The organism is Microbacterium testaceum (assembly GCF_001476285.1).
Classification (GTDB): domain Bacteria; phylum Actinomycetota; class Actinomycetes; order Actinomycetales; family Microbacteriaceae; genus Microbacterium; species Microbacterium testaceum_B.
Map to the genome: position 1 here is coordinate 1 of NZ_LDRU01000083.1, position 25,015 is coordinate 25,015.

At 69.7% G+C, this 25,015-nt stretch carries 24 protein-coding genes and 1 tRNA gene; 8 read left to right on the forward strand and 17 right to left on the reverse strand.

Annotated features, from left to right (window positions below; translation table 11 throughout):
- The 4 genes from gndA to NS283_RS13895 all read left to right on the forward strand — a co-directional run.
- Window positions 1–1,275, forward strand: a 1,275-nt coding sequence (gene gndA, locus NS283_RS13880) for an NADP-dependent phosphogluconate dehydrogenase (RefSeq protein ID WP_058597452.1), incomplete at its 5' end; no start/stop codon positions are given.
- Between the two features lie 2 nt (window positions 1,276–1,277).
- Window positions 1,278–1,751, forward strand: a complete 474-nt coding sequence (locus tag NS283_RS13885; RefSeq protein ID WP_058597453.1) for a VanZ family protein — start codon at window positions 1,278–1,280, stop codon at window positions 1,749–1,751.
- Between the two features lie 5 nt (window positions 1,752–1,756).
- On the forward strand, window positions 1,757–2,491 hold the full coding sequence (locus NS283_RS13890; RefSeq protein ID WP_058597454.1) for a response regulator transcription factor: 735 nt from the start codon (window positions 1,757–1,759) through the stop codon (window positions 2,489–2,491).
- Window positions 2,492–2,580: 89 nt separating this feature from the next.
- A complete protein-coding gene (locus tag NS283_RS13895; protein ID WP_058597455.1) occupies window positions 2,581–4,038 on the forward strand; it encodes a sensor histidine kinase in 1,458 nt (485 codons plus the stop codon).
- Between the two features lie 14 nt (window positions 4,039–4,052).
- Here NS283_RS13895 and NS283_RS13900 read toward each other — a convergent pair whose 3' ends face one another.
- The 7 genes from NS283_RS13900 to NS283_RS13930 form a co-directional block, all read right to left on the reverse strand.
- Window positions 4,053–5,066, reverse strand: coding sequence for a YdcF family protein (locus NS283_RS13900; protein WP_058597456.1), 1,014 nt, complete (start codon window positions 5,064–5,066; stop codon window positions 4,053–4,055).
- Between the two features lie 76 nt (window positions 5,067–5,142).
- Window positions 5,143–6,696, reverse strand: coding sequence for an FAD-dependent oxidoreductase (locus NS283_RS13905; RefSeq protein ID WP_058597457.1), 1,554 nt, complete (start codon window positions 6,694–6,696; stop codon window positions 5,143–5,145).
- A 31-nt stretch (window positions 6,697–6,727) separates the two neighbouring features.
- Window positions 6,728–7,606, reverse strand: coding sequence for an FAD:protein FMN transferase (locus tag NS283_RS13910; protein WP_058597458.1), 879 nt, complete (start codon window positions 7,604–7,606; stop codon window positions 6,728–6,730).
- 5 nt (window positions 7,607–7,611) lie between these two features.
- Window positions 7,612–8,115: an FMN-binding protein gene (locus NS283_RS13915; protein WP_058597459.1), complete on the reverse strand. Its 504-nt coding sequence runs from the start codon at window positions 8,113–8,115 to the stop codon at window positions 7,612–7,614.
- A gap of 281 nt (window positions 8,116–8,396) precedes the next feature.
- On the reverse strand, window positions 8,397–9,431 hold the full coding sequence (locus NS283_RS13920) for a ribose-phosphate diphosphokinase (RefSeq protein WP_058597460.1): 1,035 nt from the start codon (window positions 9,429–9,431) through the stop codon (window positions 8,397–8,399).
- A complete protein-coding gene (gene glmU / locus NS283_RS13925) occupies window positions 9,421–10,869 on the reverse strand; it encodes a bifunctional UDP-N-acetylglucosamine diphosphorylase/glucosamine-1-phosphate N-acetyltransferase GlmU (RefSeq protein WP_058597478.1) in 1,449 nt (482 codons plus the stop codon). Before glmU ends, NS283_RS13920 begins: the two co-directional genes overlap by 11 nt.
- Window position 10,870: 1 nt before the next feature.
- Window positions 10,871–10,942 (reverse strand) — tRNA-Gln (locus NS283_RS13930).
- A 133-nt stretch (window positions 10,943–11,075) separates the two neighbouring features.
- Here NS283_RS13930 and NS283_RS13935 point away from each other — a divergent pair.
- The gene (locus NS283_RS13935; protein ID WP_050901880.1) at window positions 11,076–11,528 is read left to right on the forward strand and encodes a MarR family winged helix-turn-helix transcriptional regulator; all 453 of its coding nucleotides are present in this window, start codon (window positions 11,076–11,078) and stop codon (window positions 11,526–11,528) included.
- Entirely contained in the window at window positions 11,525–12,037 is a 513-nt protein-coding gene (locus NS283_RS13940; protein WP_058597461.1) for a hypothetical protein, read from the forward strand. The genes NS283_RS13935 and NS283_RS13940 overlap by 4 nt, the downstream gene beginning before the upstream one ends.
- A 22-nt stretch (window positions 12,038–12,059) precedes the next feature.
- Here the strand turns inward: NS283_RS13940 and NS283_RS13945 are convergent, their stop codons facing one another.
- The 8 genes from NS283_RS13945 to mgrA form a co-directional block, all read right to left on the reverse strand.
- A complete protein-coding gene (locus NS283_RS13945) occupies window positions 12,060–13,850 on the reverse strand; it encodes an ABC-F family ATP-binding cassette domain-containing protein (RefSeq protein ID WP_058597462.1) in 1,791 nt (596 codons plus the stop codon).
- A gap of 113 nt (window positions 13,851–13,963) precedes the next feature.
- Window positions 13,964–14,881, reverse strand: a complete 918-nt coding sequence (locus NS283_RS13950) for an ABC transporter substrate-binding protein (RefSeq protein WP_058597463.1) — start codon at window positions 14,879–14,881, stop codon at window positions 13,964–13,966.
- Window positions 14,882–14,919: 38 nt separating this feature from the next.
- Window positions 14,920–15,678 carry an ABC transporter permease gene (locus NS283_RS13955; protein WP_058597464.1) on the reverse strand — a complete coding sequence of 253 codons (759 nt, stop codon included), beginning with the start codon at window positions 15,676–15,678 and terminating at the stop codon, window positions 14,920–14,922.
- Window positions 15,675–16,355, reverse strand: a complete 681-nt coding sequence (locus NS283_RS13960) for an ABC transporter permease (protein ID WP_058597465.1) — start codon at window positions 16,353–16,355, stop codon at window positions 15,675–15,677. Before NS283_RS13960 ends, NS283_RS13955 begins: the two co-directional genes overlap by 4 nt.
- Window positions 16,352–17,176 carry an ABC transporter ATP-binding protein gene (locus NS283_RS13965; RefSeq protein WP_058597466.1) on the reverse strand — a complete coding sequence of 275 codons (825 nt, stop codon included), beginning with the start codon at window positions 17,174–17,176 and terminating at the stop codon, window positions 16,352–16,354. Before NS283_RS13965 ends, NS283_RS13960 begins: the two co-directional genes overlap by 4 nt.
- A gap of 13 nt (window positions 17,177–17,189) precedes the next feature.
- Window positions 17,190–17,492: a DUF427 domain-containing protein gene (locus tag NS283_RS13970; RefSeq protein WP_013586035.1), complete on the reverse strand. Its 303-nt coding sequence runs from the start codon at window positions 17,490–17,492 to the stop codon at window positions 17,190–17,192.
- 136 nt (window positions 17,493–17,628) lie between these two features.
- Window positions 17,629–18,555: a 4-(cytidine 5'-diphospho)-2-C-methyl-D-erythritol kinase gene (locus NS283_RS13975; protein WP_058597467.1), complete on the reverse strand. Its 927-nt coding sequence runs from the start codon at window positions 18,553–18,555 to the stop codon at window positions 17,629–17,631.
- Window positions 18,552–19,619: an L-glyceraldehyde 3-phosphate reductase gene (gene mgrA / locus NS283_RS13980; RefSeq protein WP_058597468.1), complete on the reverse strand. Its 1,068-nt coding sequence runs from the start codon at window positions 19,617–19,619 to the stop codon at window positions 18,552–18,554. Before mgrA ends, NS283_RS13975 begins: the two co-directional genes overlap by 4 nt.
- 112 nt (window positions 19,620–19,731) lie before the next feature.
- Here mgrA and NS283_RS13985 point away from each other — a divergent pair, with 112 nt between their 5' ends.
- Entirely contained in the window at window positions 19,732–21,312 is a 1,581-nt protein-coding gene (locus NS283_RS13985) for a stealth family protein (protein ID WP_058597469.1), read from the forward strand.
- On the opposite strand, the gene NS283_RS13990 is transcribed toward NS283_RS13985, so the two are convergent.
- Entirely contained in the window at window positions 21,263–22,198 is a 936-nt protein-coding gene (locus NS283_RS13990; RefSeq protein WP_058597470.1) for a phosphodiesterase, read from the reverse strand. The genes NS283_RS13985 and NS283_RS13990 overlap by 50 nt on opposite strands.
- Window positions 22,199–22,514: 316 nt before the next feature.
- On the reverse strand, window positions 22,515–23,354 hold the full coding sequence (gene rsmA / locus NS283_RS13995) for a 16S rRNA (adenine(1518)-N(6)/adenine(1519)-N(6))-dimethyltransferase RsmA (RefSeq protein WP_058597471.1): 840 nt from the start codon (window positions 23,352–23,354) through the stop codon (window positions 22,515–22,517).
- Between the two features lie 96 nt (window positions 23,355–23,450).
- Between rsmA and NS283_RS14000 the strand changes: the two genes are divergently transcribed.
- Window positions 23,451–24,869, forward strand: a complete 1,419-nt coding sequence (locus NS283_RS14000; RefSeq protein WP_241492254.1) for a sugar porter family MFS transporter — start codon at window positions 23,451–23,453, stop codon at window positions 24,867–24,869.
- The last annotated feature ends 146 nt before the right edge of the window (window positions 24,870–25,015 follow it).

Sequence of the window (25,015 nt, forward strand, 5' to 3'; positions counted from 1 at the left end):
GAGGACTTCGCCGCGTCGCTGTCGAAGCCGCGCACCGCGATCATCATGGTCAAGGCCGGCCGCCCCACCGACTTCGTCATCGACGAGCTGGTCAAGGTGTTCGAGCCCGGCGACATCATCGTCGACGGCGGCAACGCCCTGTTCACCGACACGATCCGCCGCGAGAAGGCCGTCCGCGAGACGGGAATCAACTACGTCGGCATGGGTGTCTCGGGCGGTGAGGAGGGTGCCCTCCTCGGCCCCTCGCTCATGCCCGGCGGCTCGGACGAGTCGTGGCAGACGCTCGGCCCGATCCTCACCTCCATCGCCGCGGTCGCCGAGGGCGAGGCGTGCGTCACCCACGTGGGCCACGACGGCGCCGGCCACTTCGTGAAGATGGTGCACAACGGCATCGAGTACGCCGACATGCAGCTCATCGCCGAGGCCTACGACCTCATCCGCCGCGCGACCGGCAAGACCCCCGCCGAGATCGCCGACGTGTTCGCCGAGTGGAACCGCGGCGAACTGGAGTCGTACCTCATCGAGATCACCGCCGAGGTCCTGCGTCAGACGGATGCCGAGACAGGCAAGCCCCTCGTCGACGTCATCCTCGACCAGGCCGGCGCCAAGGGCACCGGCGCGTGGACCGTGCAGACGGCCCTCGACCTGGGCGTCCCCGTCTCGGGTATCGCGGAGGCCACGTTCGCGCGGTCGCTGTCGAGCCACCCCGAGCAGCGCGAGGTCTCGCGCGAGCTCCCCGGCCCCTCCGGCACCGACCTGCTCTCGGGCGAGGATGCCGACGCGTTCATCGAGCAGGTGCGCCTCGCGCTGTACGCCTCGAAGATCGTCGCCTACAGCCAGGGCTTCGACGAGATCCGAGCCGGCGCGGCCCAGTACGACTGGAACATCGACCTGGGCGCGGTGTCGAAGATCTGGCGCGGCGGCTGCATCATCCGCGCGCAGTTCCTCAACCGCATCGCCGAGGCGTACGACGCCGAGTCGACCCTTCCCGTGCTGCTGACAGCCCCGTACTTCGTCGAGGCTCTCGGTCGCGCCCAGGACGCCTGGCGCCACATCGTCGCCCTGTCCGCGGCGAGCGGCATCCCCGCTCCGGCGTTCAGCTCGTCGTTGGCGTACTACGACGGCCTGCGCGCCGAGCGTCTGCCCGCGGCGCTCATCCAGGGCCAGCGCGACTTCTTCGGTGCGCACACCTACCGTCGCGTCGACAAGGAGGGCACGTTCCATACCCTCTGGTCGGGCGACCGCACCGAGATCGAGGCAGAGGACACTCACTGACGATGCAGTCCACGAAGCGGCGGCGGGCTCTGCTCGTCGCCGCTTCGGCGTTGTACGCCTCGGGAGTCTGGTGGATGACGCTGCGCCCGACGATCTACGACGAGAACGTCGGCGGCATCCTGCACGCGATCCTCCGCGCCGCCCGCGGCTGGCCGCCGACCGCGTGGATCACCTTCAACGGGATCGAGTTCACCGCCAACGTGGTGATGTTCGTCCCCCTCGGTGTGCTCGTGCTGCTGTGGGGCGGACGGTGGTGGCACGGAATCGCGGCAGGATTGCTCATCAGCTCCGCGATCGAGACGACGCAGCTGCTGTTCCTCCCCACCCGCGTCGCCGACGTGCGTGACGTGATCGCGAACACCTCGGGAGCGACGATCGGCGTCGTCCTGATGGTCGTTGTCGGCTGGCGCGCAGCTCGCTCTCAGGATTCCCATAAGCCACGCCATAGAAAGCTCATAGATACGAGCGCACAATGAGTTCCATGACCGTGACCGCCACCGCTCCCGCCTTCACCCGCCCCGACGGGAGCGCCCTGCGCGTCCTCGTCGTCGACGACGAGCAGATGCTCACCGACCTCCTCTCGATGGCTCTGCGCATGGAGGGGTGGGACGTCCGCACCGCGGGCTCCGGCTTCGACGCCCTGCAGGCCGCGCGTGACTTCGCTCCGGATGCCATGGTGCTCGACATCATGATGCCCGACCTCGACGGCATGGCGGTCCTGCAGCGACTGCGTCACTCCGGCAACGACGTGCCGGTCCTCTTCCTGACCGCGAAGGACGCCGTCGCGGACCGCGTCGCCGGTCTCACCGCGGGTGGTGACGACTACGTCACGAAGCCCTTCAGCCTCGAGGAGGTCGTGGCGCGTCTGCGTGGCCTGATGCGCCGCGCCGGTACCGCTCTGACGCGCGACGCGGAGCCCATCCTGCGCGTGGGCGACCTGTCGCTCAACGAGGACAGCCACGAGGTCGTGCGCGCGGGTCAGGAGATCGAGCTGACGGCGACCGAGTTCGAGCTCCTGCGGTTCCTCATGCGGAACCAGCGCCGTGTCGTGTCGAAGGCGCAGATCCTCGACCGGGTGTGGAACTACGACTTCGGCGGCCGCTCGAGCGTCGTCGAGCTGTACATCTCGTACCTGCGCAAGAAGATCGACGCGGGTCACGAGCCGCTCATCCACACGGTCCGCGGCGTCGGCTACATGATCAAAGCGCCGCAGTGACGACTCCCCCGCGGCCGGAGCCACCGGTGTCTCCCCCGCCCGCCCGCTCTCGGCGGCTCGGTCGGCCGTGGAGCCTGCAGGCACGCCTGATGACGGCGGTCATCGGTATGGTCGCGTTCATCCTCATCATGATCGGGGTGTCCACCAGCGCGATCCTCAGCCAGGTGCTGCTGAACAACCTCGATGCCCAGGTGACCGACGTCGCCTCCGTCGCGCAGCCCCGGATCTCGTTGCAGAGCACGGCCGAGGACGTGCTCGACTCGGGTCCGTTCGACAACGGCACCCTCATGGTCATGAAGACCCGTCTCGGCGGGACGACCGGCGCTGTCGTCGACAACGGCAATTCCCGCGCGCTGACGGCGGACGAGCTCTCGCAGATCGTCGAGAGCCTGGCATCGTCGAACCCGAACGCGCGCACGGTGGACCTCCCCAACCTCGGCGAGTACCTGGTGCGCCCGTACGGCTCGCCCGACAGCAGCGAGGTCTTCCTCGTCGGGCTTCCCCTGTCGCAGGTCACCGGCACGATCGGCGCCATCCTCACGACGGTCGCCCTCGTCACGACCGGTGGACTGCTGCTCCTCGCCGCCGTCATCGCCCTCGTGATCCGCCTGGGACTCCGGCCCCTCAAGGCGGTGTCCGAGACGGCGACGCGCGTCGCCTCGATCCGCATGGACCAGGGCGACGTCTCGATCACCGAGCGCGTGCCCGCCGAGCAGGTCGACGATCACACCGAGATCGGGCAGGTCGGGGCGGCTCTCAACACCCTCCTCGACCGCGTCGACGCCTCGCTCTCGGCGCGTCAACGCAATGAAGAACTGATGCGCCGATTCGTCGCGGATGCCAGTCACGAGCTGCGCACGCCGTTGGCATCGATCCGCGGGTTCTCGGAGCTCTCGCTGCGCGCCATGCGCCAGGCCCACGACGACGAGTCGCGTCAGCGCACCGCGATGGCCGTCGAGACGACCGAGCAGTCGCTCGAGCGGATCCTCGCTCAGTCGATCCGCATGACGACGCTGGTCGAGGATCTCCTGCTGCTCGCGCGGCTCGATGAGGGCCAGGAACTCGTCTTCGGCACGGTCGACCTCACGCGTCTCGCGGTCGAGGCGGTCGGGGACGCGCGTCCGGCAGGACCCGATCACTCGTGGACCATCGACGTCGGAGACGAGCCCGTCGAGCTCGCCGGCGACGCCTCTCGCCTCCACCAGGTCGTGGCCAACCTGCTCGCCAATGCACGCACGCACACCCCCGCCGGGAGCGAGGTGGCCGTCTCGGTGAGCCGCGAGGGCGACGACGCCGTGCTGCGCGTGCACGACAACGGTCCCGGTGTCGACCCCGCGGTCGCGGCCCAGCTGTTCGAACGCTTCGCCCGCGCCGACCGCTCTCGCGATCGGAAGACCGGTGGCACGGGACTGGGGCTGTCGATCGCCCGGGCGATCGTCGAAGCGCACCGCGGCACGATCAGCGTGCAGAGCACGCCCGGAGACACGACATTCGAGGTTCGCCTTCCCGCAAAGCCCGCCGATCCGGGCCCGCCCGCCGACGCCTGACGGCGAGGCGGGGTTCACCTGAGGAAGACGACGGCGTAGACGCTCACCAGCGCGACGCCGAACACCGTAGCGAAGACGACGTGCATCCACCTCTGCCGGTTCAGCAGAGCGACGTACTCGCGGAGGAACGCACTCGGCACGAAGTACGCCGCCGTGCGAGCGCCCACCACGCGCGCTCCGGGCAACTCCCGACGCGCCAGGAGTCCCGCACGCAGGACGTGGTAGTCGCTCGTGACGACCAGCAGCGGCTTCGTCGCGCCGATCTCCTCGACGATCGCACGCGAGAAGGCGAGGTTCTCCCGCGTGTTCAGAGAGCGCGTCTCGGGATGGACGAGGTTTGCGGGAATGCCGTGCTCGCGCAGATAGTCCGCCATGGCCTCGGCCTCCGCACGCGGCTCATCGGGCCCCTGTCCGCCGGACGGGATGACGAAGGGCGCGACTCCCCCGGCCCGGCCCGCCCGCTGCCACGCGACGATCGCGCGATCGAGGCGGCCCCGGAGCAACGGCGGCACCCGCCCGTCGATCAGCCCGGAGCCCAGGACGACGATCGCGGTCGGGGTGCGCGGGACGGGCAGCGCGGCGTACAGCAGAGACGACACGAGGAACGCGACGAACGCGGCCGCCGCGTACCCCGCGACAAGGACCACCAGAGCCGCCACGAGGAAGCCACCCAGTCCTCCCCACGCCAGGAGCGCGAGCAGGACGAACGGGAAGGCCACGAGACCGATCCCGGCGATCAGCGACAACAGGTTCGCCAGACTCCGCCCCTCGAGTCGCAGCATGGTGATGCCGTTGGTGATGAGGAACACCGCGAGCACCGCCACGACCACGGGCACCGCCACGGCGACGAAGAGGATCGCCGCGCGCGCGGCATCCGGATCCGTCTGCACGAGCAGCTGCAGCACGCCCAGCGCGGCGAAGACGACCGCGGCGACGAGCAGGGTCCCCTCGCGCAGCTGGGCCCGCTGGCGGGCACGCGCCACCGCGAAGACGACGAGCAGCAGCGCGGCGAAAGCCAGGAGGAGCATGTCGCGACGCTATCGGGTCGAGCATGCCCCTCCCGGCCGCTTGCGGGGCGCGCCCCCGTCTGCGTCCGTCCGCGGGTCAGTACCCCGCGAAGGCGTCGGTCGTGAGCGATTTGGCCTTGGCGAGCGCCGGCGCGAGGTCCGAGATGAGCCGCGGCGGACCCGACACGTAGGCCACGCGCTGCGCGATGTCGGGAACCGTGCGCAGCAGGGCGTCGGCGTCGACCCGGTCGGGCCCCGCCCACGACCATCCCGCGGGGAGCTCCCGCGGTTCCTCACGCGAGAAGACGACGACCGGGACGCCGCTCGCCGCGATCTCGTCCTGGAAAGCGAGTTCGCTCGGGTCGGACACCACGTAGACGAGCACGGCGTCGCGCCGCTGCCCGGTGGCCTGGAGGTGCCGCAGCTGCGAGACGAACGGCGTCACGCCGATCCCCGCGGCGACCAGGAGCACGGGCGCGGTCGGTCGAGAGGGAAGGACGAAGTCCCCCCACACGCCCGTGACCGCGAGAGTCGAGCCCGGCTCGACGGCCGCGAGTGCCTTCTTGTACGAGGACTGCGAGCCGTCCTTGTAAGCGATGCGCACCTCGGGCAGGTCTTCCGGGGCGGACACGATCGAGAACTCCCGTCGCGTGCCGCGCGCGTCGGGCCGACGGTGCGGGACGTCGAGCTCGAGGTACTGACCCGGCGAGAACGCGAAGGGACGCGCCGCGTGGAAGGTCAGTTCGCGGACGGTCGGGGTCAGGTCGCGGCGGCGTTCGACGCGGAGACGCACCGCCGCGCGCAGGCAGAACGCGAACGCCACGAGGTTGCCGATCAGCAGAGCGCGCTCCTGTCCGAGCGTGATCGCCCCGACGGCGATCGGCCAGCCGGCCAGGACGCCCACGACGATCGCGACGGCGTACTGCTGCAGGCGGCGCGGCGGCAGGGTGAGCGGCTCCGACAGCATGAACGCACCGAGGAACAGGAACGGCGACGAGAACGCGACCTGCAGGAGCAGCCCCGGCACGTCGACCGGGAAGCCCGCCGTCTGGAACTGGATGCTGGTGCGCACGAACGCGACCGCCATCGCCACGAGCCAGAACGTCACCACGATGGGGAGCTTGTCGGTGCGCACGAGCAGCAGCACGCCGAGCACCAGCACGCCGATCGCCATCAGCGGGGTTCCGACCCACCAGGCCGAGCCACCGAGATCCGGTGCCCAGATGCTCACGATGGTCAGCACCGCCGCCCCCGTGGCTGCCGGGTTGAAGACGTGACGACCGCGCCAGACGAGGAGGTACTTCGATGCGGATGCCACGACCCCGGCGAGGGCGAAACCGGCCAGCGCGAGCGGCTCGAGGCTCGGCCGGAGGACGAACAGCAGGATCGCGGCGGTGATCAGCGAGGACTCGAGGCGGCGCGGCATCCGGAGTATGCCCTGCGCAACGAGGTCAGTCGCGCCGCACGCGACGGCGAGCACCACGGCGCTCGCGACGATCTCGAGCGGCTGGGGCCCGATCTGTCCGGCGAACGAGAGCACGAGGGCGTAGACGGCCAGCAGGCCGAGCGACGACAGGACGAGGCGGTACATCGACACCCGGCCGATGAGTCCGAGCACGCGGGTCGAGCCCGCGGTGAGCGTGGCGCTCATGGTGTTCCCTTCGGAAGCTGTGGCGAGGAGGTCACGAGAAGATCTCGCCGGTGAAACCGGGCGACCACTCCACGCGACCGTCGGTGTGCATGCGCACCCAGTGCGCGTTCCAGGATGCCGCGAGTTCGGGTCCCCCGTCGAAGAACAGCGCCGTGGCGAGGGCGTCGGCGCGCATGGCGGTGTCGGCTGCCGCCCAGGTCGCCGCGTAGGCCCGGACGGGAGCACCCGTGCGGGCGTCGAGGACGTGGTGAAGGTTGTCACCCCATGTCCGCCGGTTGATCGCTGACGCGCACAGGGCGCCGTCGGCGACGGTGATCACGCCGATCGCGAGGGTCGGGTCGTACGGGTGCTCGAGGGCGACGCGGATCGGCTCGCCGCGAACGGCGAGGTCTCCGGATGCGTCGACGACGATGTCACCGTCGACGTGCGCGCGCACCGCGTCGAGCACGAGGTCGACGAGACGGCCCTTGCCGAGCGCGCCCACGTCGATCGTGGCGGGCCGCGCGACGGCGAGCCGCCCGTCGCTCCACGAGAGGGTGTCGCGCCACGCCGGGGCCGGCTGCGGTTCTCCCCACGGGGCGAGCGTCAGCCGCGCGTCGTAACCCAGGCGCGCGAGCGCGTCGCCGATGAGCGGATTGACGGCGCCGGCCGTCGCGGTGTCGAGCTCGTCATACAGCGAGAGCATGGCATCCGCGTCGTCGGGGGCGGAGACGGATGCCGTGCGTCCTTCCGCGAGAGCGGAGACGAGCGAGTCGTCGCGGAACCGCGACCACTCCCGGTCGAAGCGCTCGATGACGGCCGACACCGCGTCGCGGGCGACCGGGGGCAGTGGCGCCGCCGTCTCGATCGCCCACGACGTGCCGATCGCGTCGAAGGTCCAGGTCGAACCCGTCGCGGTCGGGATGGTCATGACGGTTAGGCCTTGGCCTCGGTCTTGATGGTGTCGACCGCCTTGTTGAAGCCGCCGCTGGTGAGCGACGACCCGGCGACCTTGCTCACCGAGATGTCGTCGATCTTCTTGCCCACGACCTCGGCCTGGATGCCGCCGATGAACTCGCTCTGGTAGCGCTTGGACTCCGCGGCCTGCGGGTCGCCGGTCACCTCGACGGCGGTGATCGTGTCGTCGGCGATCGTGAGGGTGACGTCGACGGTCTCGACGCTCTCGGGCGTGGCGTACTGGCCCGTCGCCTCGTAGGTGCCGTCCTTATACGTGCTCGAGGTCGTCGAGCTGTCGGTCGTCGAGCTGTCGGTGGTCGCGCTCGCGGTCGGAGCCGCGGTCGCCGCGGGAGCCGATTCGGCGGGGGCAGCGGCGTCAGTGGTCGCGCCACCCGAGCAGCCGGCCAGGGTGACGATGCCGGCGACGCCCAGGAGGGCGGTGCCGATGCGGACGGGACGGGGTACGGCGGTGGTACGGATCATGAGGGTCCTCCTTCTGTCGTGCCTCGCGGCGCGTTCGTGCTCACCGTAGGAACACGACCTTGGCGGCGCCTCGGTTCAATACTTTGTGCAACCTATGAGAAACCCCGCGGCGGAGTGGGTGGAGAACCCCGTACCGTCGCGCGGAGATTTCGGACGACACGCCGGGTCACGGCATCCGGAATCGGCGTGTCGGTCCCGGACTCCGCCTGACGGTACAGCCCGCGAGGGAAAACGGACTCAGCCGCCTCCCGGAGGGAGACGGCTGAGCGACGGAGGAACGCTTACGCGTCGCCGCCGAACATGCTCGTGACCGAGCCGTCCTCGAAGACCTCGTGGATCGCGCGCGCGAGCAGCGGCGCGATCGGCAGCACCGTGAGACCGGGGAAGCGGCGCTCCGCGGGCAGCGGCACGGTGTCGGTGACGACCACCTCGTCGATCGCGGGATCCTGCAGGCGCTCGCTCGCGGGATCGCTGAAGATCGCGTGCGTGGCGGCGACGATGACCTTGCGCGCGCCGTTGGCCTTGAGGGCCTGTGCGGCCTTCTGGATCGTGCCGCCGGTGTCGATCATGTCGTCGACGAGGAGGCACGTGCGCCCCTTCACGTCGCCGACGATCTCGTGCACCGAGACCTGGTTGGCGACCTTCGGGTCGCGACGCTTGTGGATGATCGCCAGGGGCGCGCCGAGGCTGTCGGACCACGTGTCCGCCACGCGGACGCGGCCCATGTCGGGCGACACGACGGTGAGGGTCTCGCGATCCTCACCCGTGAGCCCCTGCTCGAAGTGCTCGAGCAGCACCGGCTTGGCGAAGAGGTGGTCGACGGGGCCGTCGAAGAAGCCCTGGATCTGCGCGGCGTGGAGGTCGACGCTCATGATGCGGTCGGCGCCGGCGGTCTTGAGCAGGTCGGCGACGAGACGGGCGCTGATGGGCTCGCGGCCGCGGCCCTTCTTGTCCTGCCGCGAGTACGGGTAGTACGGCGCGACGACGGTGATGCGCTTGGCCGACGCGCGCTTGAGGGCGTCGAGCATGATCAGCAGCTCCATGAGCCACTCGTTGACCGGCGGCCCGAACGACTGCACGACGAAGACGTCGCAGCCGCGGATCGACACCTCGAAGCGGGTGTAGATCTCACCCGACGCGAAGGTGCGGTGCTCGGTGGGGGCGAGCTCCGTGCCGAGGTGTTCGGCCACCTGCTTCGCCAACTCGGGGTGCGAGCGGCCCGAGGCGACGACGAGGCGCTTCTTGGTCTTGGCGACGAGCCCGGGGGCGATGCCGTTGTCGCGGTCGAGGTCTACACGATTCTTCTTACGAGCCATCGGCCGCTTCCTGTTCAGCCCGAGCTCGCGCGGCCACATCGGCCGCTGCGGTGCCCGGTCGGTTCTTCTCGACCCACCCCTCGATGTTGCGCTGGGGTGACACGCTGAGTGCCAAAGCGCCGGGCGGGACGTCCTTGCGGATGACCGCGCCGGCACCCGTCTTGGCGCCGTCTCCAATCGTAACCGGCGCGACGAACACGTTGTGCGAGCCGCTGTGCACCTCGTCGCCGATGACCGTGCGGTGCTTGGTGAGGTCGTCGTAGTTCGCGGTGATCGCGCCGGCACCGAGGTTGACGCCGCGACCGATGTCGGTGTCACCGATGTACGACAGGTGCGGCACCTTGCTGCCCTCGCCGATCGACGAGTTCTTCACCTCCACGAACGTGCCGACCTTGCCGTTCACGCCGACCCGGGCGTTCGCGCGCAGGTAGGCGAAGGGGCCGACGGTCGCTCCCGCCTCGACGACGGCGAGGGTGCCGTCGGTGCGGGTGATGGTGGCATCCTCGCCCACCTCGCAGTCGGTGAGCGTGGTGTCGGGGCCGATCGTCGCCCCCGATGCGATGACGGTGGCCCCGCGCACGTGCGTGTTGGGCAGGATCGTGACGTCCGGCGCCAGGGTCGCGGTCACGTCGATCCACGTGGTGGCGGGGTCGACGACCGTGACGCCCTCGAGCTGCCAACGCCGGACGGTGCGGGCGTTGAGCGTGCGCCCCGCCTCCGACAGCTGGACACGGTCGTTCACCCCGAGCGCCGCGGCGGCATCGGAGGTGACGGATGCCGCGACCCCGAGCTGAGCATCCCGGAGCAGCCCGACCACGTCGGTGAGGTACTTCTCGCCCTGGGCGTTGTCGGTCCCGACCAGCGCGAGCTGGGTACGCAGCGGCGACGCCTGGAAGACGTAGACGCCGACGTTGATCTCGGTGACCGCGGCTTCGTCGGCCGTCGCGTCCTTCTGCTCGACGATCCGGCGCACTCCGTCGGTCTCGTCGCGCAGGATGCGGCCGTAGCCGTAGGGCTCGTCGACGCGGGCGCTGAGGAGCGTGACGGCGGTGCCACCCGAGCGGTGGGTGGCGAGCAGCTCGGTGAGCGTGCCGGTCTCGAGCAGCGGCACGTCGGCGCTGAGCACGAGCACATCGCCGTCGAAGCCGTCGAGCACCCCGAGGGCCGCCTCGACCGCGCGGCCGGTGCCGGGAACCTCGTCCTGGTCGACCACCACGACGCCCGGGGCGAGCTCGGCGACGGTCGCGGCGACCTGCTCGCGTTCGTGGCGGACGACGACGACGATCCGTGCGGGGTCGAGGGATGCCGCCGTGTCGAGCACGTGCCCGACCAGCGGGCGCCCGCCGACGGGGTGCAGCACCTTCGGAAGGCGGGATCGCATGCGCGTACCCTGGCCCGCAGCGAGGACGACGACGGCGAGCTCGGTCGTTGAGGTCATGCTCCGCCGCCAGGATTCGAACCTAGACCTAACAGCTCCAAAGGCTGTCGTGCTGCCGTTACACCACGGCGGACCGTGCCCGCGGGCACCGGTCAAGTCTGCCAGACCTGCCAGCCGCGTGTCGGCGCGGCGCACGCTCTCGCCATAATGAGACCGTGAGCACGAACGGGGACAGCGACGAGGTCGACCGCATCGTCGACGCCTGGATGCGTCAGCGCCCCGACCTCGACTTCTCGCCTCTCGAGGTGCTCTCGCGCGTCGCGCGCCTCTCGCGTCACCTCGACATCGCGCGGAAGGAAGCCTTCCGCCGCAGCGACATCGAGTCGTGGGAGTGGGATGTCCTCTCGGCGCTGCGGCGCGCGGGCGAGCCGTACCAGCTCAGCCCGAAGCAGCTCCTGCAGCAGACGCTCGTCTCGAGCGGCACGATGACCAACCGCATCGACCGGCTCGTCGCCCGCCGGTTCGTGCGGCGCGAATCCGACCCCGGCGATGGACGGAGCATCCTCGTGACCCTGACCGACGACGGGCGTGTACGTGTCGATGCCGCGATCACCCGCTTGGTCGACGCCGAAGCGCTGCTTCTCGACGGCCTGTCGCGCAGCGATCGCGACCGGTTGGCCACCCTGCTGCGCAAGCTGAGCATGGGATTCGACGCGTGACCGATACCGCTGAGACCCGCACCGCGTGGGATGGGTTCAAAGCCTGGCTCGACGTGCGCTTCCGCTCCCCCGCCGCCATCTACGGCCTCATCGTCTACGCGTCGTTCATCACGATCGCCGACGACCACGCCGACTCACCCTGGGAACTGCTCGGGGCATCGGTCTTCCCCCTGCTGGTCTTCTACATCGCCCACGTCTTCGCTCACACGCTAACCGAGCACGGTACGCACGGCCTGCGCCACTCGACGCGCGAAGCGATGCGGCACGCCGCCGGAATGCTCTACGCGTCGCTGCCCGCCGCACTGTGCCTCGTATGGGGCGGGATCTCGAACGCCTCGGTCGACGACGCCTCCGACTGGACCGCCCTGGCCACGACGATCGTGCTCGCGGTCCTCGGCTACAACGCCTACCGCCGCCGCGGGTCCCGGCTCGTGGTTCGTCTCGTAGGAGCCCTGTCGACCGCCGTGCTCGGAGTGTTCATCATCGTCCTCGAGACGCTGGTGCACTGACGCGCGTCCTCCGCGTCGCGGGTCAGCCGATCGCCTCGGTGAGCTCGAACCACCGCATCTCGAGCTCGTCGCGCTCGGCCTCGAGACCCGAGATGCGCTGCATCTCTTTGCCGAGACCGACGTAGTCACCCTGATCGTGCTCGGCGAGCGCCGCCTTGGCCCGGTCGATCTGCTGCTGCAGCTTCTCGATCTTGCGCTCCGTGGCCGACGCCTCCTTCTGCGCGGCGCGAAGATCGGCACCCTGCAGACCCGTGGATGCCGTTGCCTCGGCCGCCGTCGAGCGCGAGGGCTCGGCATCCTGGAGCGCCCGGAGCCTCAGGTACTCGTCCACTCCACCGGGGAGGTGGCGCAGCTTGGCGTCGAGGATCGCGTACTGCTGGTCGGTGACCCGCTCGAGGAAATACCGGTCGTGCGAGACGACGATGAGGGTGCCCGACCACGAGTCGAGCAGGTCTTCCATGGCCGCGAGCATGTCGGTGTCGAGGTCGTTCGTCGGCTCGTCGAGGATCAGCACGTTGGGCTGGTCGAGGATGACGAGCAGCAGCTGCAGACGGCGCTTCTGTCCGCCCGAGAGATCCTTCACCGGCGTCGAGAGCTGGGCGCTCGAGAACCCGAGACGCTCCAGCAGCTGACCCGGCGTCAGCTCCTGGGTCTTCGATCCGGTGCCGAAGGCGTACGTGGTGCGGAGATTCGAGATGACCACGCGCACCGGGTCGTTCAGGTGCGGGTCGAGTTCGTCCAACCGCTGGGTCAGCGTGGCGACCTTGACGGTCTTGCCGCGCTTGACCCGCCCCGACGTGGGTTCGAGCGTCCCGGTCACGAGGTTCAGCAGCGTCGACTTCCCCGCACCGTTGACGCCCAGGATGCCGGTGCGCTCCCCCGGCGCGATGCGCCACTCGACGTCCTTCAGGACGGTCTTGTCGCCGTAGGACACCCCCGCGTCGAGCAGATCCACGACGTCCTTGCCCAGGCGTGCGACCGCGAGCGACTGCAGCGCGACCTTGTCGCGGATCTCGGGAACGTCGGCGATGAGCTCGTTCGCAGCGTCGATGCGGAACTTCGGCTTCGACGTGCGGGCCGGGGCGCCGCGGCGCAGCCACGCGAGCTCTTTGCGCGCGAGATTCTGACGACGCTGTTCGATGGATGCCGCCTGGCGGTCGCGCTCGACACGCTGCAGGATGTACGCCGCGTATCCGCCCTCGAAGGGCTCGACGATGCGGTCGTGCACCTCCCACGTCGTGTTGCAGATCTCGTCGAGGAACCACCTGTCGTGCGTCACGACGAGCAGGCCGCCCGCCGAGGGCGCCCAGCGCTTCTTGAGGTGCCCGGCGAGCCAGGTGATGGCCTCGACGTCGAGGTGGTTGGTCGGCTCGTCGAGGAACAGCACGTCCCAGTCGCCCGAGAGCAGCTTCGCCAGAGCGACGCGGCGGCGCTGACCGCCGGAGAGATCGCCCAGACGCGAGTCCCACGGCAGGTCGCCGAGGAGGCCGGCGATCACGTCGCGCGTGCGGGCGTCGCCCGCCCACTCGTGCTCGGGGCGGTCACCGACGACCGCGTGGCCGATCGTGTCGTCGTCGTCGAGCGTGTCCTGCTGGTCGAGCACGCCCACGGTCACTCCGCCGCGCACGGTGACACGCCCGCCGTCGGGCTCGCGGATGCCGGCGAGCATGCCGAGCAGGCTCGACTTGCCGTCGCCGTTACGACCGACGATGCCGATGCGATCGCCCTCGTTCACGCCGAGCGAGACGGAGTCGAAGACGACCTTGGTCGGGTATTCCAGGTGCAGGGCTTCGCCCCCGAGCAGATGTGCCATATCCGTCCCAGGCTACGCGGTGCCCGGCCTCGGGCGCGCGTGGTGCTCCCGGCATTCGGAAACGACGACGGGGCCGCCCGGCGAACCGGACGACCCCGTCGAAGGTGCGTGACTCAGAGGCCGTTGGCCGAGAGCCATTCCTTCGCGATGTCGGCGGACGACTTCTGGTCGACCGTCGACTCCACGTTCAGCTCGACGAGGCCCTCGGGCGTGAGCTTCGCGCTGACCTTGTTCAGCACGTCGGAGACCTCGGACGCGACGTTCGAGTTGACGACCGGCACGACGTTCGACGCCAGGAACAGACCCTTGGGGTCGGTCAGCGTGACGAGGTTGTCGGTCTTGATGCGCGGGTCGGCCGTGTAGACGTTCGCGACCTGGATCGTGCCGGCGACGAGGTCGTCGACCGTGGTCTCGCCCGTGGCCGAGAACTGGACGCTCACGCCGTAGGTCGACTGCAGACCGGTCGGGCCGTACGGGCGCTCGGCGAGCTCGGCGTTGCCGCCGAGGGTGAGGCCCGACGTGACCTTCGCGAGATCGGCGATCGAGGTGAGGCCGTTCGCGTCGGCGAAGGCCTTCGTGACCGTGTACGAGTCCTGGTCGGTGGCCGACGACTGGTCGAGCACCTCGAGGCCCTCGGGAAGGGCGGCGGGCAGCGCCTTGTACACGTCCTCGGACGTGCGGGCGGTGGTGTCCGCCTCGAAGAACTGCAGGAGGTTGCCGGTGTACTCGGGGAACACCGAGACCGTGCCGTCCTCGAGCAGCGGGATGTACGCGTCGCGCTGACCGATCTGGAACTGGCGCGTGACGGTCTTGCCGGCGTTCTCGAGGGCCTGCGCGTAGATCTCGGCGATGATCTCGTTCGAGTAGTACGCCTGCGAGCCGACGACGATGGTGTCGGACGACGCCGAAGCGTCACCGCCGCCGTTGCTGAGCGGGTCGCTCGACCCACCGCTGCAACCGGCGAAGGCGAGGGAAGCGACCGCGAGGCCGGCGACGAGGCCGAGCCCCTTCCGGGTTCGTGCTGTGAACATGGGTGCTCTCTTTTCTGGTGATTCGGGATTCGGGTGGGTCAGGAAGTCGCCGGGGGTGCGGCGGGCGCCCCCACGGCGAGGGCCTCGGCGCGACGACGGCGGGCGGAGCGCCGCTGCGGCTGCGCGGCACCGGCGACACGGATGCCGCGGGGCACGACGAGGTGCTGGAGGAGGGCGAAGAGCCCGTCGATGACGAGCGCGAGCACAGCGACGAGGATGGCGCCGCCGATGAGCATGTCGAAACGCCGCAGCGGGATCGCGGCGATGATGTACTGCCCGAGACCCCCGAGGCCGATGTAGGCGGCGATCGTGACCGTCGCCAGGACCTGCAGGGTCGCCGCGCGGATGCCGCCGACCAGCAGCGGCAAGCCCAGGGGGACCTCGATGCGCCAGAAGATCTGCATCTCGGTCATGCCCATCGACCGCCCCGCGTCGATCACGCGACGGTCGATCGCCTCGAGGCCCGTGTAGGCGCCGGCGAGGAGCGACGGGATCGCCAGGATGACGAACGAGATGACGGCCGCCTCGGGCTTGTGCAGCACCCCGAGGAGCAGGGTCAGCAGGATGAGCAGACCGAAGGACGGGATCGCTCGAGCGGCTCCGGAGATCGCGACGGCGGTCTCGCGCCCCTTGCCCGTGTGCCCGATGAACCACCCCAGGGGAATGGCGATGAGTCCCGCGATGACCACGGAGATGAACGTGTAGAGGAGCTGCACGCCCAGGGCCAGGCCGAGCGGGTCGAACGGGCTCTGATCGCCCGAGAAGATCCAGGCGAACGCCTCGCCGATGAGGTTCACGCCTTCACCAACGTCCGGTTGGAGATGCGCGACACGGTCCGGGTCCCGCGCGTCCACGGCATGAGGAGCCGCCCGGCGAAGACCAGGAGCAGGTCGATCACGAGGGCGAGGACGACGACCGCGATGACCCCCGCGAACACCTCGGGGATGATGCGGCGCTGCAGGCCGTTGGTGAACAGGTATCCGAGGTTCTGGATGCCGACGAGGATGCCGACCGTCGCCAGAGCGATCGTGCTGGCCGACGTGACGCGGAGGCCCGCGAGAACCACCGGCCCGGCCAGCGGGAACTCGACCGCCCAGAACCGCCGGAACGAGCCGTAGCCGATCGCCGTCGAGGCCTGGCGCACTCCGGCGTCCACCGAGTCGAGTCCGTCGGCGACCGCGCGCACGAGGATCGCCACGGCGTAGACCGCGAGCGCGACGATCAGGTTGTTCTCGCTGACGATGCTGTACCAGCCGGTGACGACCGGGACGAGGATCAGAAGGGCGAGCGAGGGGATCGTGTAGAGCAGGCCCGTGATCGTGATCACACTGCTCCGCACCAGGCGATACCGCCACGCGAACCACCCCAGGGGGATGCTGACGATGAAGCCCGCGATCAGCGCGATGAGACTCTGGCGCAGGTGCACCAGAGCCAGCTCCCCGATCAGCTCGAGATTGTTGCCTACCCAGTTCACGGGCGGGAATCCTCCACAAGAGCGCCCTGGGTCCGCCCCTCGGCGTCGACGACGACGGTCCCGCGTGGCGTCTGCTTGAGGTGCAGGGCACGCTTGCCTTTGACGGCGCCGATGAAGCTCGCCACGAAGTCGGATGCCGGGTTCTCGACGATCTCGCTGGGCGAGCCGACCTGCGCGATGTGCGCGCCCTTCTCGAGGATCACGACCTGATCGCCGAGCAGGAAGGCCTCGTCGATGTCGTGCGTGACGAAGACGATGGTCTTGCCGATCTCGCTCTGGAGGCGCAGGAGCTCCTGCTGCAGTTCGTCGCGCACGATCGGGTCGACGGCGCCGAACGGCTCGTCCATGAGGAGGATGTTCGGGTCGGCCGCGAGCCCGCGGGCGACGCCCACGCGCTGCTGCTGGCCGCCCGACAGTTGGCTGGGGTATCGGTCGGCCATCGCCGTGTCCAGGCCGACGGTCTTCATCAGCTCGAGCGCGCGGGCGCGAGCGGTCTTGCGGCTCTGCCCCTGCAGCACGGGCACGGTGGCGATGTTGTCGGCGACGGTGAAGTGCGGAAGCAGGCCCGAGTTCTGCATGACGTAGCCGATACTCCGGCGCAGGTGGACCGCGGGCTTGCCGCCGATGTCGTCGCCGTCGATCGAGATCGTGCCCGCGGAGGGCTCGACCATCCGGTTGATCATCCGGAGCAGAGTGGTCTTTCCGCAGCCGGACGATCCCACGAAGACGGTCGTCTTCCGCGAGGGGATGACGAGGCTGAAGTCGTCGACGGCGCGTGTGCCGTCGGGGAAGACCTTCGAGACGGTCGAAAACTCGATCATGCTGTGCCCGACCTCAGTCGGAGACCACGACCTTGCGGTCGAAGGCCACGTACCCGGCGAAGTCCGTGCCCACACGCTCCACCGCACCGGGGCGGAGGTCGGGGTACGACCAGGCGCCGTCGGCGAGCTCCGCTCCGTCGAGCGAGACGTTCCAGTACTGCACCTCGCCCTTCCACGGGCAGGTGTAGGGGGTGGGGCTCTCGTTCAGGGCGCCCTCGCGCACGGCGCGCGGCGGGAAGTACCAGTTGCCCTCGATCGACACCACGTCGTCGCGGTCGGCTTCAGCGATCACGACGCCGTCGAGCACTGCCTTCATGACGAACCCCTCTCGTGGCGTCCCGCGGGCACGGCGCCCAGCGGTGGACCAGCCACCTTCCGAGAGGCTAACCAAGTGGATGCTGCGCAAAACGAACATTGCCCCGTGTGACGGGCTGGTCTAGGGTGCGAGCCGCTCAGAGCACGCGGGCGCCGCCGACCGGTCCGTGGACGTGGAGGGCAACGAGTCCGGCGGCGCTCAACGTGACCTGCAGATCGATCGCCGACTCCTCGTCGGCCGCGAGGAAAGCGAGGGTCGGCCCCGACCCGGACACGAGGCCGGCGAGGGCTCCGGAGCTCTCGCCGCGCTCGAGCACGCGCGCGAGGTCGGGGCGGAGATGGAGGGCGGGCGCCTGCAGGTCGTTGCGCAGCGAAGCGGCCAGCATCTCGGCGTCGCCCTGGCGCAGCGCGTGCAGGACCTCGGGCGCCACCGCCGGTACCCGGGGTGCCGGTCCGATGTCGACGGCATGGCGCTCGCGATGAGCGTCGAGCTCGCCGTAGACGACGGGGGTCGACATGCCGATCTCGTTCGGCACCAGGACCCAGTCGAAACGGCCACGGGCCAGGGCGGGGCTGAGCTCGTCGCCGCGCCCGGTTCCGACCGCCGTCCCGCCGAGCAGGGCGAACGGTACGTCGGCTCCGAGCTGGGCCGCGAGGCGCACCAGCTCCGAGGTCGGCATCCCGAGCCCCCACAGAGCGTCGCACGCGACGAGCGCCGCCGCCGCGTCTGCGGAGCCGCCCCCCATTCCGCCGGCCACGGGCACGGCCTTGACGATCGAGAGGTGCACCCCACGGTCGATGCCCGCGGTCTCGGCCAGCAGACGCGCCGCCCGCACCGCCAGATTGCGGTCGTCGGTGGGCACCCCGTCGATGTCGACGGGACCCCGCGCGGACACCTCGAGCGTGATGTCGTCGGCCGCGGTGGCGGTCATCTCCTCGTAGAGCGAGACGGCCTGGTACGCCGTGGCCACATCGTGATAGCCGTCGTCCTTGACGTCGCCGACCTCGAGGAAGACGTTGATCTTGCCCGGTGCGCGAACGCGGACCGATTCAGCGGAGCTCATGATGACGACGACGCCCGCCAGAGGTCGACATCGGCGGCCTCGGACAGCGCGTCGATGCGCTCCAGCTCCTCGGTGTCGAACGCCGGTCCGTCGAGCGCGGCGAGGTTCTCGTCGAGCTGCTGCGTCCGCGAGGCGCCGATGAGGGCGGATGCCACGGTCTCATCGCGCAGCACCCACTGAAGCGCCATCTGCGCCAGGGTCTGCCCGCGCTCCTTCGCGATGACGTCCAGGCTGCGCAGCGCCGAGAGAGCGGCATCCGTCAGCATGCGGTCGGGCAGGGAAGAACGCTTCTGGGAACGGTCGGCCTGGCCGTCGCCGAGGTACTTGTCGGTGAGGAGTCCCTGCGCCAGGGGCGTGAAGGCGATCGCCCCCATGCCCTCCTGCCGGAGCGTGGAGGTGAGCCCGTCCTCGACCCAGCGATTGAGGATCGAGTACGACGGCTGGTGGATCACCAGCGGCGTGCCGAGCGATCGGGCCACGGCGGCGGCCTCGGCGGTGCGCTCGGCGCTGTACGACGAGATGCCGACGTAGAGCGCCTTGCCCTGCCGGACGAGCGTGTCGAGGGCGCCGATCGTCTCTTCGATGGGGGTGACCGGGTCGACGCGGTGCGAGTAGAAGATGTCGACGTAGTCGACGCTCATGCGCGTCAGCGACTGCTCGGCGCTGGCCAGGAGGTACTTGCGCGATCCCCAGTTGCCGTAGGGCCCGGGCCACATGTCGTAGCCCGCCTTCGACGAGATGATGAGCTCGTCGCGATACCTGCCGAAGTCTTCGCGCATCATGCGGCCGAAGTTCGTCTCGGCCGAGCCGTAGGGTGGGCCGTAGTTGTTCGCGAGATCGAAGTGCGTGATCCCGCGATCGAACGCGTGGCGGAGCACCTCGCGCTGGCGGTCGAACGGGACGTTGTCGCCGAAGTTCCACCACAATCCGAGCGAGATCGGGGGGAGGAAGAGGCCGCTCCGACCGACTTGGCGGTATGCGACACTGGAATATCGCGCTTCCCGCGCGCTGTAAGGCCGGTGAAGGTCGGGTACGTCCGGGCCGAATCGAGCGGGATCAGTCACTCTTCGACAGTAGCGCGCCCATCCCCCTGCTTCGGCCCCGATGCCGAAACGCTCCCGTAACGCCGAGTATCTACGGTGTACGGATCCACCATCGACCCCGAGGAGGCCGCATATGCGCTCGATCGTTCCCCTTCCGATCGATACGGATCCCTGGCGGGCACTCCTCTCCCGGTCCGACATCCGGATGCTGGACGGCATCCTGCACGTCATCGACGACGCGTCCACCCCCTCGGATGCCGAGCGCGACGACCTGCTGACCGTCGCCGAGGCCGTCGAAGCCGCCGGCGTCTCGGTGATGCTCGTTCGCGACGCCAACCGGCGGCCGAAGCTCGTCGTCGACACGGTCGACGCGGATGCCGCTCTCGCCGCTCTGCGCGACCCCGAGCTGGGCCCGATCTACCTCAAGGCGCGCGGCGAGGACCCGGTCCCCTCTCACAGCGTCGCCCCCTCCCCCGGTTCGATCGAGGCCTACGCCGTCTTCCGTCCGCGCACCTCGACCGAGGGCTCGTACCGTTACGGCGCGGCCCTCGCTCCGCGGCTGGAGTTCTGGCGGTTCGGCGAGAAGACCATCGAGGCCCCGCGCCCCAGTGCCCTCACCCGTCGCCGGTTCGCCCGCGCCGACCTCGACCTCGTCGAGGTCGAGCGCTACGGCCGCCGGTGGCAGACCGTTGCGGGCATGTTCGACCCGCACCCGAAAGAGTTCGTCGGCGACATCGACATGGTGTTCTCGTGGGTCGACGGTTCGTCGAGCGAGTTCCAGCGGCAGCGCGCCGCGCGCATGCAGGGCTACGTCGTGGGCGACGGCGACGACAACGCCGCCCGCTATCGCCAGGTCGACGAACTGCGGTACGCGTTGCGCAGCGTGCACATGTACGCGCCCTGGGTGCGCCGCATCTTCATCGCGACCGACTCCCCGACCCCGGAGTGGCTCGCGGACCACCCCAAGGTCACGATCGTGCGCAGCGAGGAGTTCTTCGCGGACCCCTCCGTGCTTCCGACGCACAACTCGCACGCCGTCGAGGCGCAGCTGCACCGCATCCCCGGTCTCGCGGAGCACTTCCTCTACAGCAACGACGACATGTTCTTCGGTCGCCCCGTGACCCCGGAACTGTTCTTCAGCGGGGGTGGCGTGAGCCGCTTCGTCGAGAGCGGCATCCGGATCGGAAGCGGTGCCCCGCAGATCGACCGCTCGGGCCACGACAACGGTCTGCGCGTGAACCGCGCCCTCCTGAAGGAGCGCTTCGGCCGAGTGATCACGCTCGACCTCGAGCACTGCGCGACGCCGCTGCGGCGCTCCGTGGCGTTCGAGCTCGAGCAGGAGTTCGCCGAGGACTACGCCCGGACGGCCGCGAGTCGTTTCCGTTCGGCCACCGACATCTCGGTCACGAACAGCCTCTACCACTACTACGCGCTGGCCACGGGCCGGGCGGTCGTCACGACCGAGCCGCGCACGCGCTACGTCCAGACGACGCAGCTCGATTCCCTGCGCACGATGGAGCGACTCGTCTCGCGCCGCGACACCGACATGTTCTGCCTCAACGACGGAAGCGTGCCCGAGATCCCCGAGGAGGTGCGGGTGCCCGCGCTCCGCGCGTGCCTCGAGCGTTACTTCCCGATCGCGGCGCCGTGGGAGAAGACGAGCGTCAGCGCAGAACCGGCAACGGCGTCGTCGGCGGCGACACCCGCCCACTGAGTCCGCGGTTCGCCGGGACCTCGATGCCCGCCGCGCGCAGGCGTTCCTGCGACTCGGCGGCATCGACGTACTGCAGCTCCTCGGCACCGCCGAGCGGCACCACCGAGTGGACGATCGTCTCGTCGTAGATGTGCACGAGGTTGAAGCCCTGCGCACCGTCCTGCGGGCGCGTGCCGCCCACGGGGACCATGAGGTCCTGCGTGTAGCAGGTGGCGGAGGCGACCGAGACCGGGATGCCCGCGAACGTCGCGAAGGTCGAGTAGTGCAGGTGCCCGGCCAGGATCGCTCGGACATCGGTTCCCCGCAGCACGGCCGCGAGGCTGCGCTGGTCGCGCAGTTCGACCGACGCGGCCAGATCGAGCACACTCGGCACGGGCGGGTGGTGGAGAGCGAGGATCGTGCCCAGCGGCGCGGGCGTCGCGAGGACGTCGGCGAGCCACTCGAGCTGGGCGGGCGTCACCTCGCCGTGGTGGAAGCCCGGGACCGACGTGTCGAGCGTGATGATGCGCAGCCCGTCGAACTCGTCGACGCGATCGACGGGAGCGGTCGGCGCCGCGTCGTCGTCGGGGAGCAGGTGAGAGCGGAAGGTGGCGCGATCGTCGTGGTTTCCCATGACCCAGACCACGCGCGTGTCGAGACGCTCCGCGAGCGGTTCGACGAGCGTGCGGACGCGGTCGTAGGCGTCGCCCTCGCCGAAGTCGGCCAGGTCTCCGGTGAACACCAGGGCATCGGGACGGACCCCGGATGCCTCGATCGCGGCGACCGCCCGGGCGAGGTACGCCTCGGAGTCGACCCGGTCGTACAGCGGCGCTCCGCCGGCGCGCAGGTGGGTGTCGCTCAGGTGCAGCAGCACCCTCTCGGCTCGGGGGTACTCGGCGTAACGCATCTCGTTCCTCTCGGGTCGTCGGGTACGACCTCGTGACCGGCGTGATGCTCCCGGCTTGCCCTGGAATGTTACAGGCATGTTTCAGGAACGCGCGATGAACACGGTGAGAATTTCGCCCGGTTTCGTTGCGCCCGGGGCGCGGCGCGGCTGCCTTGGTCAGGATGCAGGAGCGATCGCTTCGCGCGACGCCCAGTCGCCTCAGGAGGCTTCACGCGCCCCATCGATCATGCAGATGAACCAGCACCGCGGGACGGCGGGACGGCGGCACCGCGGGACGGCGGCGAAGGCTTGGGGGCGTCCAGGCGCCGCGGGTGTGTCAGAGGGCGGCGATACGCGCGTAGTCGTCGACCGTGAGCTGCTCGCCGCGGAGAGTGGGGTCGACGTCGGCCCGCTCGAGCTGGAGCGAGGCCTCGGCCGCGGTTCCACCGAGAACGCCGGACAGCGCCTGGCGGAGCATCTTGCGCCGCTGCTGGAACGCGGCATCCACGATCTGGAACGTGCGTCGCCGGTGCTCCTCGGTGCCGCGGGGTTCGGCATCCCGCTCGAAAGCGACCAGCACGCTGTCGACGTTCGGGACGGGCCAGAACACCTGACGCGAGACCGTGCCCGCCAGCCGCCACGCGCCGTACCAGGCGGCCTTGACGCTCGGGGCGCCGTAGACCTTGGAGCCGGGAGGGGCGGCGAGGCGCTCCCCCACCTCGGCCTGGACCATGACGACACCGCTGCGCAGGTACGGGAACGTCTCGAGGAAGTGCAGCAGCACGGGCACCGAGACGTTGTACGGCAGGTTCGCCACCAGCACGCTCGGCTCGCCCGGGAGGTCGTCGACGCGGAGAGCATCGGCATCGATCACCGTGAGACGGTCGGCGGGGACGTCATGGGCCGCGGCCGTGACGGGCAGCCGCTCCGCGAGCCGGTGGTCGATCTCGACCGCGACCACCGAGGCGCCCGTCTCAAGGATCGCGAGTGTGAGCGAACCGAGACCCGGCCCGATCTCGACGACACGGTCGGATGCCGAGACCCCGGCGACCTGGACGATCTTGCGCACCGTGTTCGCGTCGACCACGAAGTTCTGCCCGAGCTTCTTGGTCGGGGTGACGTCGAGCTCGGTGGCGAGTCGGCGGATCTCGGCGGCACCGAGGAGGGAAACGGGCATTGTTCCACTGTAGTCAGCCTCCCGCCACCCGCCGGGTGACAGGAGTACGTTGAGCGGGTGAGTCAGACGCAGTCGATACCCGCCAACGCTTTCACCATGCGGAGCCCCTTCGGTCGAAGAGCCATCGTGCTCTCGGTCGCCGCCGCGGTGGGCGGGTTCCTCTTCGGCTTCGACTCCTCCGTCATCAACGGCGCGGTCCAGTCGATCGAGACCGAGTACACGAAGGTGCCGACCCTCACCGGCTTCGTCGTCGCGATCGCCCTCATCGGGTGCGCGATCGGCGCGATCGCCGCCGGTGCCCTGTCGGACCGCTTCGGTCGCCTCAAGGTCATGATGGTCGGCGCCGTGCTCTTCCTGGCGTCGTCGATCGGATCGGCACTGACGTTCAGCGTCCTGGACCTCACGATCTGGCGCGTCATCGGCGGTCTCGGCATCGGCATCGCCTCGGTGGTCGCACCCGCCTACATCGCCGAGGTCGCGCCCCGGCAGATCCGCGGCAGCCTCGCATCGCTGCAGCAGCTCGCGATCACCCTCGGCATCTTCGCCGCCCTGCTCAGCAACGCCCTCCTCGTGGGTGCCGCGGGCGGCACGGCCGACAACCAGCTCTGGTGGGGGCTCGAGGCCTGGCGGTGGATGTTCCTCGTCGGCGTCGTCCCCGCCGCCGTCTACGGTCTTCTGGCGTTCACGATGCCCGAGTCTCCGCGCTTCCTCCTCGCACGCGGCCGCGCCGACGAGGCCCGCGCGATCTTCGCGCGCCTGGTGCCGCCGGCCGACCTCGACAAGACCATCAACGAACTGACCAGCGCGATCGAGACCGACCGCAAGAACAAGGGCGCATCGATCGCCGGCAAGGCGCTGGGCCTTCAGCCGATCGTCTGGATCGGCATCATCCTGTCGGTGTTCCAGCAGTTCGTCGGCATCAACGTGATCTTCTACTACTCCACGAGCCTCTGGCGGGCGGTGGGCTTCGACGAGGGTGACTCGCTGCTCATCGGCGTGATCACCTCGGTCACGAACGTGCTCGTGACCCTCATCGCCATCTGGCTGGTGGACCGGGTCGGTCGCAAGCCCCTGCTGCTCGTCGGCTCGGCCCTGATGACGCTGTCGCTCGGTGCGATGGCGCTGGCGTTCTCGTTCGCCACCGGCTCGGGCCAGGACGTCTCGCTCCCGGGCATCTGGGCGCCGGTCGCCCTCGTCGCGGCGAACCTGTTCGTCGTCGGCTTCGGCGCCTCGTGGGGCCCGCTGGTGTGGGTGCTCCTCGGCGAGATCTTCCCCAGCCGCATCCGCGGAAAGGCGCTCGGCGTCGCCGCCGGTGCGCAGTGGCTCGCCAACTTCCTCGTGTCGTGGACCTTCCCGCAGCTGGCCGACTGGTCACTCGCGATCACCTACGGCGGGTACGCGTTCTTCGCCGCCCTGTCGTTCGTCTTCGTCCTGTGGAAGATCCCCGAGACCAAGGGCATGGAACTCGAGCAGACCGAGACCCTTTTCGTCCGCAAACCGAAGAAAACCGCCTGAGAGGACCGGAACATGACCAACAACTCGAAGTCGCACGAAGAGATCCGCGAAGAGCGCGAGGCAGCCCAGAAGGAGAAGGATCGCCTGGAGCGCGCCGAAGAAGCCCGTCTCGACGACGAGAAGCGCTGATCTCGACCCGAATGACG